The sequence below is a fragment of the Aeribacillus sp. FSL K6-1121 genome (assembly GCF_038003725.1).
In the GTDB taxonomy this organism is placed as follows: domain Bacteria; phylum Bacillota; class Bacilli; order Bacillales; family Aeribacillaceae; genus Aeribacillus; species Aeribacillus composti.
Genome location: NZ_JBBOPS010000001.1, coordinates 2,555,347 through 2,572,905 on the forward strand (window position 1 = coordinate 2,555,347; position 17,559 = coordinate 2,572,905).

Consider the following 17,559-nt stretch of genomic DNA (forward strand, 5'->3'; position numbering starts at 1 on the left):
TTTTGATTTTGAAAACGCTTTTTTATATTTTACCACATTTTCTCACATCGTCCATACAACTTTTCAGCAGATTCCTCCACAAGAATTCAAAACTCTGCTGCCACTGTCACGGAACATTGTCCGCCTGCTAACTTTTTATGTTTGAAGATGTTTGTTTGTACTTGCAATATTTTTGCCAATGACCAATTGGAACAATCGCATAAATTGTTTTCCCTTGGTTGTGTGAACACATCAGGGAATCGGTGCTCAAATTCCTTCAGCAGCAAATACGGCAAATCACTCGGTTGCCGAGGGAATGTAGGCTTTGACATTTGCAAGTTTTTGAAAGAGGAATGCTGCTAGATTTAAATTTTTGTTTATGATTGAATTTTTGTGTTTTTTTCGACTAGTCGGCCCTTAAAAGTGATTTCGTACAGATTATCGTTCATTGTCATTCGCCTCTACTACATTCGTTGCATTAGACAGTTTAGCTTATTAGATGTATAGTATATTTGGAAATAATGGAAAGAGGCGAGTCCAATTGGTATACATAAAAATGAACAGTCCAGAATATGTAAAGGCCAGCATAGCTCTTTTTTTCGGCGGGTTTGTCACCTTTTCCATTTTGTATACAACACAGCCTTTACTGCCTGTTTTCTCAAAAGAATTTCATATCTCTGCCGCATCAGCCAGTTTAACCGTATCGGCTTCAACCGGAACACTTGCTTTTATGATGCTGATAGCTGCTAGTTTGTCAGATGTTCTTGGAAAAAAGAAAATCATGATCATCTCGATGCTGCTTACTTCCATGCTCTCTATGTTTATTGCTATGAGCCCAAATTTTCCTTTGCTTGTTGTATTCCGAACACTGCTTGGAATTTCTTCAGCAGGCATCCCCTCTCTCGCTATGGCGTATGTAGCAGAAGAGTTTCATCCAACTGCAATTGGCAAAGTGATGGGATTGTATATAAGCGGAACAAGCATCGGCGGAATGGCCGGCCGAATAATCACTGGCTTGTTGACAGATTTTTTTTCATGGAGGACCGCTTTATTTTCCATCGGAGCGCTAGCTCTTATTTTAAGCATCGTCTTTGCTATTATTCTACCGACACCAAAGAATAGCGAAAAAAAGCCGTTTAATATAGAAGCTGTTATAAAGGCATATACTGTACACTTAAAAAATAAGCCGCTTTTATCTCTCATTTTTTTGGGCTTTTTATTTATGGGAAGCTTTGTGACATTATACAATTATATTGGCTATTTGCTGAGCGAGCCTCCTTATTCATTCAGCCAATCATTGCTTGGCTTCCTTTTCATCGTCTACATTTTCGGAAGCTTCAGCTCTGTATTTTTAGGCAAAAAAGCTGATGAACACGGCCATTCAGCCACGCTAATTTTTGCCGTCGCTTTGACTATTTCCGGAGCCATATTGACTCTTTTTCCGCCAGTATTGGTGAAAATTATCGGCATTTCACTATTTACATATGGTTTTTTCGGCTGTCATTCCATTGCCAGCGCTTGGATTGGAGAACGGGCGGATAAGAATAAAGCTCAAGCATCTTCTTTATATCTTTTATTCTATTATTTGGGATCAAGCTTAGTTGGTACATTTGGGGGCTATTTTTGGATTCATTTCCATTGGGCGGGAGTCATCTTGTTTATCGCGACTTTATTGCTATCAAGCTTACCTTTTATTCGGTATGCTGAGAAACGTCTTTAACCGTCAGAAAGTATAATAGATTAGTGCAGAAAAAAACGCTTAGCCTGTCGGAAGAGCTGAGCGTTTTTTTAAGAAAAAATTTATGGTGTTCGGATAATCGTGCAAATTCCCATAAAAATTAGAGATAGATCAGCATGTCACAAGCAGAAAATTGCATGGAATTCCTGTAAACTGTCCACTGTTTTACACAGCCCATTTCACGTAAAATCCCTCAAAAAATGCCACTTTTCAAAATAAAAATATGGCAACTTTCATCTTTAAAAAAGCTCCAGAAAATAACATCTTTTTCTATTGACTTTTACGTTGCGTAACACCTTATAGTTGCTAACGCAGAGATGTAATAGGTGACAATGAAGGTAAAAGAAGCAGGGGCTTTTCAAATAATCAAAATTTGCAAGGTGGAAGCAATGAAAATAGTCATCGAAATTACAATCGAACAATATGAAATTGTTCGATTTCTTTCAAATCTTGCTTGATATATAAAACTTGTAGCAATTGATATGTGGAACTCTTATAAACTGTCAATTGTGATAGCTAAAATTCATATTGTTAAGTCAGCAAACAAAACCTGATAGAAAATTCGGAAGGCTGTCAGTTAGAATGGATTAGTCAATGAATGAGTTTATGAAAAAGTGTTAGATGCCGATTTTTCTATTGTAGCTAAAAGCATGGAAGAGGGTGTTTTTACCCTCTTTCCACACTTTTTTGGATATCCAAAATTATATTAATTGAAGAGAAACGAACTTAATTTCTAGGAATTCGTCCAGCCCGTAGTGGCTTCCTTCTCTTCCAAGGCCGCTCTCTTTCATTCCGCCAAAAGGTGCTTGGGCGACAGACGGAAGGCCGTCATTGATTCCGACAATGCCGTATTCTAGATTTTCAGAAAACCAAACAGCCTTTTTGAGAGATTGGGTGTAAACATACGCAGCCAAACCAAATGGTGTACCATTTGCACGTTGGATAACTTCTTCATCATCTGAATATGTGCTGACCGGTGCCAATGGACCAAATGTTTCTTCCTGCATGCACAACATATCATCTGTTACATCAGAGATTACAACCGGCTTCATAAAATATCCTTTGTCCATATTCACGGAAGGTCCTTCATGGAGTTTCGCGCCTTTTTCGACTGCATCTTCTAATTGATGTTGAACTTTTTTGACTGCATTTTCGTCAATAAGCGGTCCAATGTCTACCTTCTCGTCAAGGCCATTCCCTACTTGCAGTGTTAAAACAGCCTCATGAAATGCTTTTAAAAACGGCTCCTTAATTGACTCATGGACATAAATCCGGTTGGCGCATACGCACGTTTGACCGGCATTTCTGAATTTTGATTGCACAACGCCCTTTACAGCTTCTTGAATATTTGCATCTTCTGTTATGATAAAAGGTGCCAAGCCTCCAAGTTCAAGCGATACTTTTTTTACAGTATCCGCTGCTTTTCTCATTAACAGCTTTCCAACTGGAGTAGACCCTGTAAAAGTAACCTTCTTAACGCGTGAATCTTCCATCCAAACATCAACGACTTCAGCTGGTTTTTCAGTCGTTATAACATTGATGACACCTGCTGGAAAACCTGCTTCATGAGCACATTCTGCTAATAAAAGTGCTGTAAGCGGTGTTTGTTCAGCCGGTTTTATGACAACTGTGCATCCAGCTGCAAGGGCAGGGGCGACTTTCCGTGTGATCATCGCCGCCGGAAAGTTCCAAGGAGTTATGGCAGCAACGACTCCAACAGGTTGTTTTTGAACGATAATTCTCTTCGAATGAACAGATGCCGGAATCGTTTCGCCATAAATCCGTTTCGCTTCTTCTGCAAACCATTTCACAAAGCTGTTTGCATATTGTATTTCGCCTTTCGCCTCGGCGAGCGGTTTTCCCTGCTCGATTGTCATCGTGGATGCCAACACTTCCAGCCGATCATTTATGAGCTTATACCATTTTTCCAGTAATTCTGCTCGTTCATAGGCTGTCGTTTTTGACCAAGTTTTAAAAGCTTCGTGAGCTGCATCGACAGCCAGCTTTGCTTCCTTGGCGGTTCCGTTCGGCACATAACCAACTGTTTCAAAAGTGGCAGGGTTTTGAACGGCAAAATTGTCATCCAACTGAACAAATTCTCCGTTAAGATACAGCCCTTTTGTCAATGGTTGTTCTTTCATACTGCTTGAATCTCCTCTCTCTCTTTTTCTTCATTCGAGTGGTGCGTAAATATGCGGTCGTTTTCTCCGCGCAGAAAATCTTTCCCATACAGCAGGATGCATAAAAGGATGCCGGCAGCAAAAGCCATTGTTGCTCCTTTTATGACGAGGATTGCACCAACAATCCCCGCAATTCCAAGATCACGCTGGCTGCGGGACTGCATGACACCGATACGAACGCTTACATAACCTTGCACCAACAATGTCAAAGCTAAAGCAACTCCAAGTATCGGTTGTACTAAACTTACTATAGGCAGCAAAAATAATCCAGTATTTGTACCCCAACGGAACGATCCTGCTCCGCCGAAAAACGAATGCATCGCTTCTTTACCTTTTTTAAACCGCTCGATCACGACCACTTGCATAGCAGCCCACATCGGACCGCACATCGTAATATCAGGGCCGATCATGCTCATCAGAATGTTTCGGCCACCAAATATTAAGTGGGCGCGGTTCGGATTATAATCAACTTTTTCATCCGTACGTATGACATCAGATTCAGAAAGGAGAGCTTTCGTTTTCAGCACATCTCCAAACACAACTAAATACGTTGCAAAAACAGCAGGGACTGCCTTCACGAAAAACGATAACGCAGGGAAGCCCAGGCCAAATACCGTATATTCCGCCCAAAGTGTGGCGAAATCTGGTTTACTGAAGCCCCATTGAATGTCCGGCCATTTCGCTTCTCCAACAAGAGGCGCTACGAAAACAGCTAGCAAAATAGCAGGTAAAATCCCTAAATTCCCCAACAAAGCCCAGCCTTTGTTTTTTTGCTTTAATTTTTCGAAATGTTTAGAGAATATTAGATAAAACGCAAAGCCAATGCAAATTGTGATCGTAATCGGGAATAATTCAAACTTTCCTCCAGCTTCAAAAATCGATACGACAGCTCCAATTCCGGCCCCCAGTATAATACCTGATTTAATGGCGTCAGGCACTAAACGCACCACTTTGCTGGCAAGTCCCGTTACTCCTAAAATGATGGATAAAATTCCAAGAGTCAACTGAAATGCAATGAGTGCATATATTCGGTCCTCACCTTCTGGAAATTGTTTAACAAACAAAACAATCAATGGAATCGCGGGAGTGACCCAACCTGGAATGACCGGGTCACCAAGCAGATGATGCAGTAAATATAAAAGTCCATTCAATACAACAACAGCGAGAGCCACTTCAAACGGCATCCCTAAATGATCCGCTAAAAGAGTAATAGCCCCAAGGTCTACCGCACACATGAGCAAACCCTGCACATAATCGGGCCATTCAAACCGATAATGAATAAACGGCAGCCGTATTTTAAAGGGACCTGCAGGGATATATGGCGTTTCAGCGCCGTGCGGACGATTTTTCCATTTCATGATCATGATTTTCCCTCCTATCAATAGGCAGCACGGTATATTTGTTCAATATCTTTTTTGCTTAATTTTCGAGGGTTATTGCGCAGAAGCCGCGTTTGCTTTAAAGCTTCCTCAGCCATTTCAGAAATCGCAGATTCCGGAATATTAAATTCACGCAAAGATTGTGGAATTTCCACATAGCGGCATATCCGGATCATCGCTTCAATCGCTGCATCAGCCGCTTGATCATCGTTTAGATGATCTACTTTTTCTCCTAACGCTTCTGCGATATCACGGAATCTTTCTAAACAAGCTATTTTGTTCCATTTCATGACGTATGGAAGCAGCAAGGAGTTGCTTACACCGTGTGCTATATGAAAACGTCCTCCAAGAGGATAAGCGAGAGCGTGCACTGCTCCAACGCCTGCATTACCAAAAGCCAATCCCGCCATGAGACTCGCTGTAATCATCGCCTCACGTGATTCGATGTTTTCCGGGTTTGAATACGCTTTCGGTAAATGGGTGGAAATAAGTTTCATAGCACCAATTGCCAGTGCATCCGTAATCGGAGAAGCAAACTTCGAAATATATGCTTCCACAGCATGAACCAATGCATCCACTCCGCTTGCTGCTGTCACGCTAGGAGGGCACGTAATGGTCATGATCGGCGAAACAATTGCGACATCAGGTAATAAGAACGGACTGACAATCCCTTTTTTCACCTGCTCTTTCGTATCCGACAAGATTGAAATATTCGTAACTTCGGAACCTGTTCCGGCAGTTGTCGGAATGGCTATTAAAGGCAGCCCTGGTGATTCCACTAAATTAATTCCAAAGTATTCTTCAATTTTCCCCTTATTCGTCGCCATGACAGAAGCCGCTTTGGCAATATCGATAGCGCTTCCACCGCCGACAGCGATCAGCCCGTCATGATTTCCTACTTTTATCGTTTGAAGACATTGTTCGACAATTTCAATTTCCGGTTCCGGATTTACATCCGAGAAGACTCCCGGCTCCATCGGCAATAAATTTTGAACCTGTTTTACTACTCCTGCTTTGATAAGTATCTTATCTGTCACGATAAGTGGATTTTTTATCTCAAGCCGCTTCACTTCTTCAGGGAGTTGATTGAGAGAATCAGTTCCTGTAATTAATTTGTTCGCCATTGAAAATGTAGATATATTCATTTTTTCCTTCCTCTCCTTTCAAACTAGCGAGAAATGAATTGATTTTACTGGTGTCACTCAAATATCTATGCAAATTTCGTGCCAACTCGAAAATGATTTGTGTATTTTTTATAAATTTTTTAATATCCGCGAATATTTGTAACAAAATCTTCAATGTTTTTTAGATCGTTTGTTATTCATTTGCTGATGTAAATCAGGAAAAATTGATTATAAAACGAATCATATCTAGGTTTTTTGATTAGTTTTCTAATCGTATGTGAAATTTTTTCATTTTTTGTACAATGGCACTTTGGCTAATTCCTAAAAATTTCGCTGCGGCTCTAGTCGTACCATGCTTTTTAAGTGCATCGATAATGAGGGAGCGTTCAAGCTCCGCCACAGCTTCCTTTAAAGTTTTAGGCTTTGAAGCCGGGAAAATCTGTTGTATGAAAGGAGGAAGGTCGCCTACATCAATTGTGTCGTGAAAGGTAGTCACAACCAGTCTCTCAACTAAATTCGCAAGCTCCCTTATGTTCCCAGGCCATGAATAGTTTGTCAGCCACTCAATGCATTCCGGGGTCATTTTTTTATTTTCATTATATTTTTTATTAAATTCCTTCAAATACATTTCTAATAAAGGAACAATCTCTTCCTTCCGCTCCCGTAAAGGCGGGACATCAAAGGTGACAATATTCAGTCGATAATATAAATCCTCACGGAACGCCCCTTCCCTTACTAGAGATGCAAGATCTCTATGAGTTGCTGTTATGAGTCGTACATCGACTTCTCTCATTTCAGTAGATCCTACTCTCATAAACCGGTTTTCTTCTACAACCTTTAGCAGCTTAACTTGTAATTCTAACGGCAGGTCTCCAATTTCATCTAAAAATAACGTCCCGCCGTTAGCCTTTTCAAAAATGCCTATTTTCCCTTCTCTCAAGGCTCCTGTGAAAGAACCGGGTTCATAGCCAAAAAGTTCAGCTTCTACTAAATGTTCAGGAATGGCGCCGCAGTTTAATTCCATAAAAATTTTATTGCTTCGGGAGCTTCTCGAATGAATATATTTCGCAATTAAGCTTTTTCCTACGCCGGTTTCTCCCTGCAGCAAAATTTTTGCGTCAGTTTTGGCGACTTTGTTCGCAAGCTGGAAAATTGGAAAAGTAGAAGGACCGATGACAAGATTTTGAAAACCCGTTTGTTCAGGAAAAAGCGAGTTTTGCGAAATTTTTTGATACGAAAGCTTTTGACTGTCCAATTCATGCTTCAAACGAATCAGTTCTGTTATATCTCTCACACTGTTAACGACATACATCACTTCATTGGAAGAAGAAAAAACAGGTGTTGCAGATACAATAATTTTCCTCTCATTGCGAATGGTCTGTATAAGAGTGACCGGCTTTTTCGTTCGAATCGTTTCTAAAGATGCAGATTTGGAAATAATCCCTTGCTCAACCAAATGGCTCATATGCTTCCCTTTCACTTCTTCTTCTTTGATCCCCGTAATCCGTTCATAAGCTTTATTGATAAACAGCGTAATCCCTGAACCGTCTGTTATATAGACACCGTCATATAATGAGTTAAGAACGATCCGGCACAATTTGCTCTGAAAAAAAGATTGGAATTGAGAGTAAGAGATCGAATGCTGCTCAAGACTTTGTACAGGAGCATTCGTTAAAATAAAATGACGAATCGGTTTTGTTAATTCTCCTTGCTGAACGGCTCCAAATAGCGACTCAAGTGTTAAATAGCCTGCAAATTCACCGGATTCGTTAAATACTTCCACTTCATTAACGCCAATAGGAAAAATTGAAATCGCTTCCTCAACTGACATATCGGGACGAAAGCTAGTCATAAAATTCCCTCCTAATGCCACTTTGCAACTGTTTACATTGATTAGTTTTAGTATAAACGATTAGAAAAATGATTGGTTGTTTTCTGACTTAGCAAAAAGCGCAAGCACATTCCAACTTATGGAAAAAGGCGTTTTTTGCCGCTGCGGCAACGGTTTGGTTTCGAGGGCTAATCGATGGGGCCAGCGTTTCGAAAAAGTTTCCGCAGCTTAAGTTTCTAGATAAAAAATTAAAAAACGTGCAGGTTTAATTGGACGCACGCTTTTATGCAATTCAACAGATCATGACAGGAAGGCTGAACAAAGCAAAAGCAGAAATCAGCCTTTTGTGCAATTACACAGATCAAAACAGTTTCTTAAAATATTAGAACCTTTCCTTGATTCGAAAAGCATCAGCAGAAACTTGCCGCTAAATCGTGTGAATGGCTCGATTCCATTTTCCAATATTGACATTTGCAAGCTCACAATGCTTTTCTTCGAGAAAGGTCGAGTCCAGTAGAATAGTTGATTTCTAACTTCCCGCTTCTAAAGGATGCAAAAAAATGAACATTGTTTAAACAAAATCGAATTTGCAAAGACTTGAATTAAAAAAAATGAATCCTTGCATAAAGTTAATCGTAAATTATATCAAAAGCATAAAACATTAACCGTCATATCGAAGATCAAATTTGCGGGGGAAACTATGTATACACACGCTACGAATAGAAGTCAAATGCCCAGTGTTTTAAAGGCGTTTGCCGTTTCTTTGGCTATCGCCATGCTAGGAATGGCAGCGGGAATATATGTGCCGCCATCACTGTTTTTGCCTCTTGCCATAATTGAACTTGGCATGATTATTTTTGCATTCTTTTTGCGCAGAAAAAAAGCTATTTCTTATACATTTCTATATAGTTTTACGTTTATTTCAGGGATTACAGCCTATCCAATGATCTCGCATTATGTTTCAACAATCGGCGCGCACGCGGTCATTATGGCACTAGCCGCCACAACCGCTGTTTTTACTGGATTAGCTGTATATGCAACTGCAACAAAACGAGATTTCTCATTTCTTGGCGGAATGTTATTTTCTGCCCTGCTCGCTTTTCTGATCATTTATGTTCTTAATCTTTTTTGGCCGTTGAACTCAGGCGGCATGCTCGCATTTTCCTTCATAGGAGTATTAATTTTCAGCGGCTACGTATTATATGACTTTAATCGAATGAAGCATTACGGTGTTCATCCAGAAGAAGTGCCGTTAATAGCCCTAAATCTATATTTAGACTTCATCAACCTGTTCATTCAAATTTTACGAATCTTTGGCATTCTTTCTTCAAAAGATTGAAGGAGAGCTAAAAAAAGAAAGCTGCTTGCAAAAATTTCGGGTATTTAAAAATTTGTAGAACCGGATCAATTTTTATGTCAGAGTCATCTAGTGCCGGTTCTTCTTTTCACTCGTTAGGAAAGCTTTTACGGTTCCTTTTTTTTCATTTTACTTTTGCTTGCTGCTCTCCTTTTTTGTCCTTGCAACAAGCCTAATATTTCAGCAGGTTTGTTCTTTTTGCCCGGCGTTTCACTGCAAGCTTCAAACGCGTTTGCCCTGTACGGCTGACGGTTACGTGCAACTGAAATTTGCTGTAATCAACTCTTTTTGACAAATACCCGATTTGAGTATTTTCCAGAATTATTCCAACTTACATTTTTACCTATAATCTTTTATAATAAAAAATATAGTGAAAAGAAAGGAGGCAGCCCTTTTAGTATGGAAGACGTTGCATTAAAAACAATTTTACAGGCGCTGAAAGAGCATTCTGAGCACATTGACTCAAGATTTGATCATCTTGAAAAAAGAATGGATGGCTTAGAGGCAAGAATGGACAAACTGGAATCTAGAATGGATAAGCTGGAATCTAGAATGGACAAGCTGGAATCAAGAATGGATAAACTGGAAAACGATTTGCAATCTTTTAGAAAAAACGTGGATGAACGCTTTACACGCTTAGAGAAAAAATTGGAAGGGATTCGCGCCGAATTAACAGACGCACAAGAAACCCTCGACTTCGTGTCCAGCAAAACATTGAAGCATGAAAAAAAGCTTAGACAATTATAGCTTAAGTTCTCATCTTCCAAAAATCGCTGCAATATTTTTTCCTTTCCTATTCACCTTCAGTTTCTGCATCTTTAGCCTTTTTGACAAAACGTAATAATCAAAAAATAAAAAGGGCGCCAAAAAGAAGCTTTCGGCACCCGTATTATCTAGTTATTTAATTGTTACTTTTACTTGTTTACGTCCGAATTGGATCGCATCTTGTTCAGTAGGCATATGGATATCAATTTTTTTGCCGCGGATTGCACTGCCCGTATCAGCAGCAGTATATGTCCCGTATCCTTCTATATATACTTTGCTTCCTAACGGTATAACACTTGGATCTACAGATACAACTTTTGAGTCTTTTGTTAATACAGTTCCATTTGCTGTTTTATTTCCTACTAAAGAATATGCGGTAGCTTCCATTGTAATCGTTTCGCCAGCATCTTTCGCTCCGTTATCTTCTTGAGCTTTCGTTGCAGTTTCTCTCGCTTGAACTTCTTGCTTGCTGACAGTTTGATTAGAGCTGTTTTCCTCTTTAGGTGAAGAAGACGTTGCTTCTTCTTTTTTTAAACTCTTTTCATTCGCAGCATATGTACTGGTTTTATTTGCAGATGCTGTGTTTTTATCATTCGTCGTTGTTTCTTGCTGTACGACTGGTTTGTTCACTTTCTTTTCTACTGTACGTTCCTCTTTCGCTGCTTGATCAATTATTAAAACATCACCAGCAAAAATTAAATCGGATGTTAAGTTATTCGCAGATTTTAGTGACGAAACGGTCACACCGAATTGATCGGCAATACTGCTTAACGTATCTCCAGATTTGATTGTATATTTTATTTTTTCACTTACGACTAATTCTTGATTTGGATAAATCGTTTCAGTCGTTAAGCCGTTCCATTCTTTTATATCTGCCACTGATACATTATATTCTTTAGAGATTTCCCAAAGAGAATCACCTTGTTTTACCTTATATGTTTCAGCAGAAGCTTGACCTACAAATGGAAGCGAAGTCGCTACTGCAGCTGTAAAAGCAATGATTGTTTTTTTCATGATGAAAAATCCCTCCTTTTCCCTACGACGACATCATAGCAATTTTATGTAACAATAGCTTTGCAAAAAGATATTAAATAGATAACAGTTGCTTTTCAAAGAAGAAAAAAATGTAAAATTTCATACTAATATTTAGGAATTTTTCACTTCAGTTACTGTTACACCAGTGCATAATTCCTTCTCTTCTGATTGCTCAGGCAAAATATAAGCCTTGCCATATTTTCGCTTAAACCTCACTTCACTGCTATTTCATCCAGTCCTCAAATAAATTGGTCGTGTTATATATGGAGGGATTTTCAGACATGAATTGATAGCTTATCATTCTTGATCTACATTGATTGGACAGTCGATCTTTATCCAAACCGATCTATATGTCATAAAATCTCGAAAACCAATCGTTATACACCATTCTAGAAAAACAAGGAGACGGTGCTCAGACCAACCGACTCAGTGCCATCATCATGGATATCTCTGGTAAAATAACGAAAGACATGAACCTCCATTTTTGCTAGGAGATTCATGTCTATTTCAAAAGGCCGATTTCCCCTTCCTTGACTTCAAAGTTAAATCCCTTTAATGCCGTTTTCGCTTGTTTTGGGTATGTGTAGGTTAATTGTTTGATCTCAATCATTCCTCCACCAATCCTTTCGCCAGCCATTTCGCTTGAAGCACTAACGCTTCGGCAAACTTCTCCCCTATCTCATCGCGGTACAAAAGCTGCAAAAAGAAGCTGCGTATGACCGCGACGATTGTACGTGGGTTTTCTTTTACCATAACTCCTTCGTCTTGCCATTTTTCAATAAGAGGCACAAGTGCATCTTCATCCTCTGTCGTATGATGGTCAGCATATTCCGGCGGTAACTTCCGCATTAAAAGTTCATATTCTTTTCGATCAATCATCAAGCGCAAAATCGGTTCTTGTTCGATCAACTTTACAGCTTGTACTAACAAATCTGCCAATCGTTCTTGCGTTAACGGCTTCTCTGTCCACTCAACTAGAAGCATTTCTCTTAATTTTCGTTCCTCCATTTGAAACACTTCATAAAACAACGCTTCTTTGGAGGGGAAAAATAAATAAAACGCTCCTTGTGAAATGCCAGCAGCTTCAGTCAAAGCCGCAACAGTTGTTTTTTGTATCCCGTATTGACGAAACATTGCTTTGGCTGTTTCTAATAATGTTTGACGTATCGTTTCCTTTTCTTCCTCACGAAATTTACGTGGGCATCGAATCACCTTCTTTATGTTTATATGAATATTTTTATTTTATATTCACAGAAAGTGTGAAAAAAATCAAGAAAAATATTTCTTCAAGAATGGGGCTGTCTAATAAGTCGTTTTTTCGGCTTATTGACGGCCCCCTTTTATGTTTTAGAAACGTTGATATATCATCGATGTTTATGATTTTTGTTTTCAATAGGGATTTGACTTTCTAAGACAGCTCCTTCTGTTTTTTTACCATATTTACTAAATTCTATTTCATTTTTTCCCCAAAGCATGCAGAAAATTCTCTTAAACCTGAATTTGTCCAAAATCTGACTTCTTTTTTCAAGACTTATTGCACAGCTCTTCTTTTAACAGCTTCGGTAAATAATCGATATGAAATACATCATCTGGAAAGGTGATTCCTAAGTCTTCATCTTCATATAAAAACTCTTGAAGCACCTCATTTAATGCCGTCATATAAAATTCATGCAAAAATTCGTAGCTGAAGGTTTCCCGAGGCATTAAAGATTGCGCACACACATTCGGATGGCAATAATTTAAATACGTGCGGCACGGAGTCGGTCTGACCTCGTAAACTTTGCAAGTATTGGACGACCGATCTAAAAATGGACAGCTCACTTGTTCAGAAATGTACTTGAATTTAAATTGAGGATCTTCATGAAAATCGATGGAGCATACTTTTTCCAGTTGCTCCTTGTTCGATTCGAAATAATTCAATAAATGTTCAAAAATATCTTGCTTCTGTTCTTCTGGCAGGCTTTGAATATATTGCAAAATTAATTTGGCTTCCAAGCGGGTGGTGATAATCGGAAAATAACAACAATAAGCACAGCCTTTAAAACAGGAAGGTTGTATATTCACTTTTGTTTCAATTTCTTTAATTTGGGAATCTATTAATTTTAAGAGTGCTGTAAATGTTTCTAGAATAATTTCGGAAGCACTTTTGTTTTCTGGGTTTTCTAAAATATGATCAATCGTGTCATAAAACAGCTGCTCATCCGGAATATAATGTATATTAATTGTTTCACAGATTTTCAACATGTCTTCGTAGGTTAATCGATTATCCAAAAGACTTCGACTCCTTGCAACAATGTCTTTTCAATATCGTAAATCATCGCCTTCAAAAAATCCATCAGGTACATCTTTTAAAATTTCAGCAACCAAAATGCACCTTTGGCCGTCAAACCGCTTCCAATCAGCCGCTTTCTACAAATGATTCGATAATTTTAACATTCGTTACAGTCCCAGTTTGTCTCAAGTACTTTCAGGTGCTGAGCGCTGGAATATGTCTATTTTCAGGAGATCATTCCCAAAAGACTTTCCTTATTTTAAATATTTCAAAATAAGCTCATAGCAAGTTTTCTTATAAAACTCATGAAGATGATCTTCATCACGCATTAACCACTGAATGAGACATCCATCGATGATCGAGCGAATCATTTTGGAAGCTGTATCGACATCAATGTCAGCTGAAAACGTTCCTTCCTCTTGACCAAGAGCAACAATGTCACGGCCGATTTTCCAGCAGTTTTCGTAAAACTTGAGATTTATAAGCCGATATTGCGGATTTCGGCTCGCTTGTGCCATAAAATCAAGATACACTTTGTAAAATTTTTTATTCTTTTTTGGATCGATAAAAACAGAATGGATATAAGCCTCTAATTTATTTATCGCTGCTGTCTGCTTACTAACCGCTTTATACTCTTGTTGATAAATGCGATCCGTCACCCATTCCAGCAAGCTTAAAAAAACGTCCTCCTTATTTTCAAAGTAATAATTCGTAACCCCTTTGCTTACACCTGCATAATCAGCAATATCCTGCAATGTTACCGTTTCGTACCCTTTATCTGAAACAGCTTGAAAAGCAGCCCTTAAAATTTGTTCTCGCCTTTCTTCTGCTTTTTTCTTCATAAAAACACCCCTCGAACTTCGGTCATAACGCTATTATACATGAATTTTTGACGATAAAAATATTTTGACCGGTCAGAATAATTTTGTTATCGTAAAAACAAGAATATGAAAAACAATAAGGGGGATGTCGAGTGGACCACTTCAAAGCGTTAGTAGTGAACAAAACGGAGACAGATTTTTCAGTGAAAGTACAAACCATTTCCATGAATGACCTTCCAGAAGGAGATGTCGTCATAAAAGTTGCTTATTCCAGTGTCAATTATAAAGATGGATTAGCTTCCATTCCGAATGGGAAAATTGTAAAATCGTATCCGTTCGTACCAGGTATCGATCTAGCCGGCACTGTTGTTTCTTCTAAAGATCCGCGCTTTAAAGAGGGAGACGAAGTTATTGCAACAAGCTATGAAATCGGCGTGACACATTACGGCGGCTACAGCGAATACGCCCGCATTCCTGCAGATTGGATTGTCCCTCTTCCAAAAGGATTGACACTAAAAGATGCTATGGCTTTAGGAACAGCTGGATTTACGGCGGCATTGTCTGTCCATCGTTTAGAAGAAAATGGATTAACTCCTGACAAAGGAAAAGTACTCGTTACAGGAGCAACCGGCGGAGTCGGAAGCATCGCAGTTTCCATGTTGGCAAAACGAAACTATCATGTTGTCGCAAGTACAGGCAAAGAAACAGAACATGAATATTTACGCGAGCTTGGCGCAAAAGAAATCCTTTCTCGCGAAGAAGTTTGTCCAGAACAGATCCGTCCGTTAGATAAACAATATTGGGCAGCAGCCGTTGACCCTGTAGGCGGGAAAACCCTTGCCGCAATCCTTAGCAGAATTCAATACAACGGCTCTGTAGCAGTCAGTGGGCTAACTGGAGGCAGCGACGTTCCAACGACTGTCTTCCCATTTATTTTGCGAGGAGTCAACCTGCTTGGCATCGATTCGGTCTATTGCCAAATGGAATTGCGAAAACAAATTTGGGAGCGAATGGCCGCTGATTTAAAACCTGATAAACTACTAGAATCTATTGCACAAGAAATCACACTCGATCAGCTTCCTGACGCATTATCGAACATTCTAAAAGGCAAACTGCGCGGCAGAACGGTTGTAAAACTCTCATAATACTCTCAGCACTTTCTAGGTTTTGCTTGAAAATAGTTCCCTTTTTGAAACGGGCAATCGGTATTTAAAAAATTTTTTAGTGAATTGATGACAAAAAGCTCAGCATATGCCGAGCTTTTTGTCTGTCAACAGTTCTTAAAAAAAGTTTGCAGCTCATTACCAGCAACTAATCCACAGCTTTTTTTAGATAAATTATTTCTTTTAGTTCGGTCTCAGTATTTTTCGTACATGGTATGCAACAGAAAATTCGACCCTAGCTTTACACCTTTGTTTACACAGTCAACTTGTTTAAAACAGCGGAATAGGTTTAATCATTTGCTGTTTTTATCCTTAACTAGAGATTACACAAGAGACTGAATATTCAGTCTCTTGTGTAGAAAAATAGGAACCATTTTTTTACCTTAGTTAAGTCCATCTAATTGTGCAAATTTTGTATGAAAGATTATTGCAATGTCAATTCGGCTTCTGATTGAATAACTGTTGGATCATCATGCTTTTTTCGAACGAGAAGCAGTGCCAAGGCTGCGCAAATGCCCGGAGCTGCAAAGGCAATAAAGCATATGCCTATCGGTGCTTTCAGAGATAAAAGCATCCCGCCCAATGTAGGGCCAACCATGCCGCCAAGACGTCCTACACCATTCGCCAATCCAACCCCTGTTGAACGCACATGTGCGGGATAATACTGGGAAACAAATGCGTTTAATAAGCTTTGGTTCCCCATCGTACAAACACCAGCAATGGCGATGAGCAAATAAAGGAAGAAAATATTGCTTTTGATCCCAAGAAGAGCAAGACACACTGCACCGAGAATATACAAACCGGTAATTAATGCTTTCGAACCTCTGCGATCCGCCAAAATACCAATGATAATAGTTCCCAGCAATGCACCGCCGTTTAAGAAGATCGCAAATCCGAGACTGGAGATAAGCGGATAACCTGCTGTCTCCATTAATTTAGGAAGCCAAGTATTTAGGCCATAGATCATTAACAACCCCATAAAGTAAACAATACAGAAAAGAATCGTAGGCAATGCCAGTTTGTTTTGAAAAAGCCCAATAAATGGAATTTTCTCTGTTTTCACCTCAGGTTCCTGTTCGGTTTCAATCAACTGCTTTTTATAGTCGGGGTCAATTTTTCTTAAAGTGCGCTCTAAATCATCCAGTTTGCCTTTGCGAATTAAAAATTGTGGAGACTCAGGCAAAGACTTAATCATAAAAGGGATGATGAACAAAGGAATAACAGAAAACCATAGAACAGGTCTCCAGCCGAATGATGTAATAAATAAAACTCCGACAAGCGGTGCAAGTATACCGCCGACTTGGTTTCCGCACAATGCCAATGTAATCGCTTTATTTTTACTGGATTTAGGAATATATTCTGTAAGAAGTGAGATCACTGAAGGCAATGCGCCGCCAAAGCCAATTCCTGCTAAAAATCTGCACCATGAAAACAATGTTGCATTATCAACAAATCCCGATATAGTTGTCGCAAGACTAAAAATGATAATAGAGATGATGATAAGCGGCTTGCGCCCGAATTTATCTGCCAAAAGGCTGAGAATGATCGAACCGAACATCATGCCAAACAATCCATAGCTGCCAATAATGCCCGCCTGGATCGGCGACAGCTCCCATTCTTTCGATAATACCGGAACTACAGTACCATAAACAACCAAATCATACCCCTCAAAGCTAATCGTGAAAAGCCCCCAAAGCAATAAAACAGTGTGAAAGCGGTTAAATTTACTTGCATCTAAAAAATTTTTTACGGAAAGGCTTGTCATGTTCTCACTTCCTCCTTTTTTCGGCAAGATATAATAATTTAGAAAGGAAAAACTTCTTAAATGAATTTCATAGTTTTGATTACTTGTTCTTTTCAATGAAATATCGCTGAATGATTTGGTTATGGCGGAGGGGAGCGCTCCGCCACCATG

General features: G+C 39.2%; 14 protein-coding genes. 5 read left to right on the forward strand and 9 right to left on the reverse strand.

Annotated features, from left to right (window positions below; genetic code table 11):
* Positions 1–520 precede the first annotated feature (520 nt).
* Together NSQ61_RS12425 and NSQ61_RS12430 are read left to right on the forward strand one after the other, a co-directional pair.
* Entirely contained in the window at positions 521–1,699 is a 1,179-nt protein-coding gene (locus tag NSQ61_RS12425; RefSeq protein ID WP_327848447.1) for an MFS transporter, read from the forward strand.
* A 350-nt stretch (positions 1,700–2,049) separates the two neighbouring features.
* Complete coding sequence (locus NSQ61_RS12430; protein WP_268753486.1) at positions 2,050–2,175, forward strand: hypothetical protein; 126 nt, start codon at positions 2,050–2,052, stop codon at positions 2,173–2,175.
* A gap of 243 nt (positions 2,176–2,418) precedes the next feature.
* Here the strand turns inward: NSQ61_RS12430 and NSQ61_RS12435 are convergent, their stop codons facing one another.
* From NSQ61_RS12435 to NSQ61_RS12450, 4 genes are all read right to left on the reverse strand, one after another.
* Positions 2,419–3,858 (reverse strand): NAD-dependent succinate-semialdehyde dehydrogenase, encoded by a 1,440-nt coding sequence (locus NSQ61_RS12435; RefSeq protein ID WP_066246827.1) that lies wholly within the window; start codon positions 3,856–3,858, stop codon positions 2,419–2,421.
* Positions 3,855–5,255: a hypothetical protein gene (locus NSQ61_RS12440; RefSeq protein ID WP_063389297.1), complete on the reverse strand. Its 1,401-nt coding sequence runs from the start codon at positions 5,253–5,255 to the stop codon at positions 3,855–3,857. The genes NSQ61_RS12435 and NSQ61_RS12440 overlap by 4 nt, the downstream gene beginning before the upstream one ends.
* Positions 5,256–5,275: 20 nt before the next feature.
* Positions 5,276–6,421: an iron-containing alcohol dehydrogenase gene (locus tag NSQ61_RS12445; RefSeq protein WP_340807181.1), complete on the reverse strand. Its 1,146-nt coding sequence runs from the start codon at positions 6,419–6,421 to the stop codon at positions 5,276–5,278.
* A 238-nt stretch (positions 6,422–6,659) separates the two neighbouring features.
* Positions 6,660–8,252: a sigma-54 interaction domain-containing protein gene (locus NSQ61_RS12450; RefSeq protein ID WP_063389275.1), complete on the reverse strand. Its 1,593-nt coding sequence runs from the start codon at positions 8,250–8,252 to the stop codon at positions 6,660–6,662.
* A 679-nt stretch (positions 8,253–8,931) separates the two neighbouring features.
* Between NSQ61_RS12450 and NSQ61_RS12455 the strand changes: the two genes are divergently transcribed.
* Together NSQ61_RS12455 and NSQ61_RS12460 are read left to right on the forward strand one after the other, a co-directional pair.
* On the forward strand, positions 8,932–9,570 hold the full coding sequence (locus NSQ61_RS12455) for a Bax inhibitor-1/YccA family protein (protein ID WP_063389276.1): 639 nt from the start codon (positions 8,932–8,934) through the stop codon (positions 9,568–9,570).
* Positions 9,571–9,987: 417 nt separating this feature from the next.
* Complete coding sequence (locus tag NSQ61_RS12460; RefSeq protein WP_063389277.1) at positions 9,988–10,335, forward strand: coiled-coil domain-containing protein; 348 nt, start codon at positions 9,988–9,990, stop codon at positions 10,333–10,335.
* 150 nt (positions 10,336–10,485) lie between these two features.
* On the opposite strand, the gene NSQ61_RS12465 is transcribed toward NSQ61_RS12460, so the two are convergent.
* The 4 genes from NSQ61_RS12465 to NSQ61_RS12480 form a co-directional block, all read right to left on the reverse strand.
* A complete protein-coding gene (locus NSQ61_RS12465) occupies positions 10,486–11,367 on the reverse strand; it encodes a LysM peptidoglycan-binding domain-containing protein (RefSeq protein WP_066246834.1) in 882 nt (293 codons plus the stop codon).
* Between the two features lie 627 nt (positions 11,368–11,994).
* Entirely contained in the window at positions 11,995–12,600 is a 606-nt protein-coding gene (locus tag NSQ61_RS12470) for a TetR/AcrR family transcriptional regulator (RefSeq protein WP_340807184.1), read from the reverse strand.
* A 312-nt stretch (positions 12,601–12,912) separates the two neighbouring features.
* Positions 12,913–13,659, reverse strand: coding sequence for a YkgJ family cysteine cluster protein (locus NSQ61_RS12475; RefSeq protein ID WP_261308704.1), 747 nt, complete (start codon positions 13,657–13,659; stop codon positions 12,913–12,915).
* A 255-nt stretch (positions 13,660–13,914) separates the two neighbouring features.
* Positions 13,915–14,502 (reverse strand): TetR/AcrR family transcriptional regulator, encoded by a 588-nt coding sequence (locus NSQ61_RS12480; RefSeq protein WP_339194251.1) that lies wholly within the window; start codon positions 14,500–14,502, stop codon positions 13,915–13,917.
* A gap of 131 nt (positions 14,503–14,633) precedes the next feature.
* Here NSQ61_RS12480 and NSQ61_RS12485 point away from each other — a divergent pair, with 131 nt between their 5' ends.
* Positions 14,634–15,626 (forward strand): NADPH:quinone oxidoreductase family protein, encoded by a 993-nt coding sequence (locus tag NSQ61_RS12485; protein ID WP_340789611.1) that lies wholly within the window; start codon positions 14,634–14,636, stop codon positions 15,624–15,626.
* Positions 15,627–16,068: 442 nt separating this feature from the next.
* On the opposite strand, the gene NSQ61_RS12490 is transcribed toward NSQ61_RS12485, so the two are convergent.
* Positions 16,069–17,409 (reverse strand): MFS transporter, encoded by a 1,341-nt coding sequence (locus tag NSQ61_RS12490; RefSeq protein ID WP_327847951.1) that lies wholly within the window; start codon positions 17,407–17,409, stop codon positions 16,069–16,071.
* Positions 17,410–17,559 lie beyond the last annotated feature (150 nt).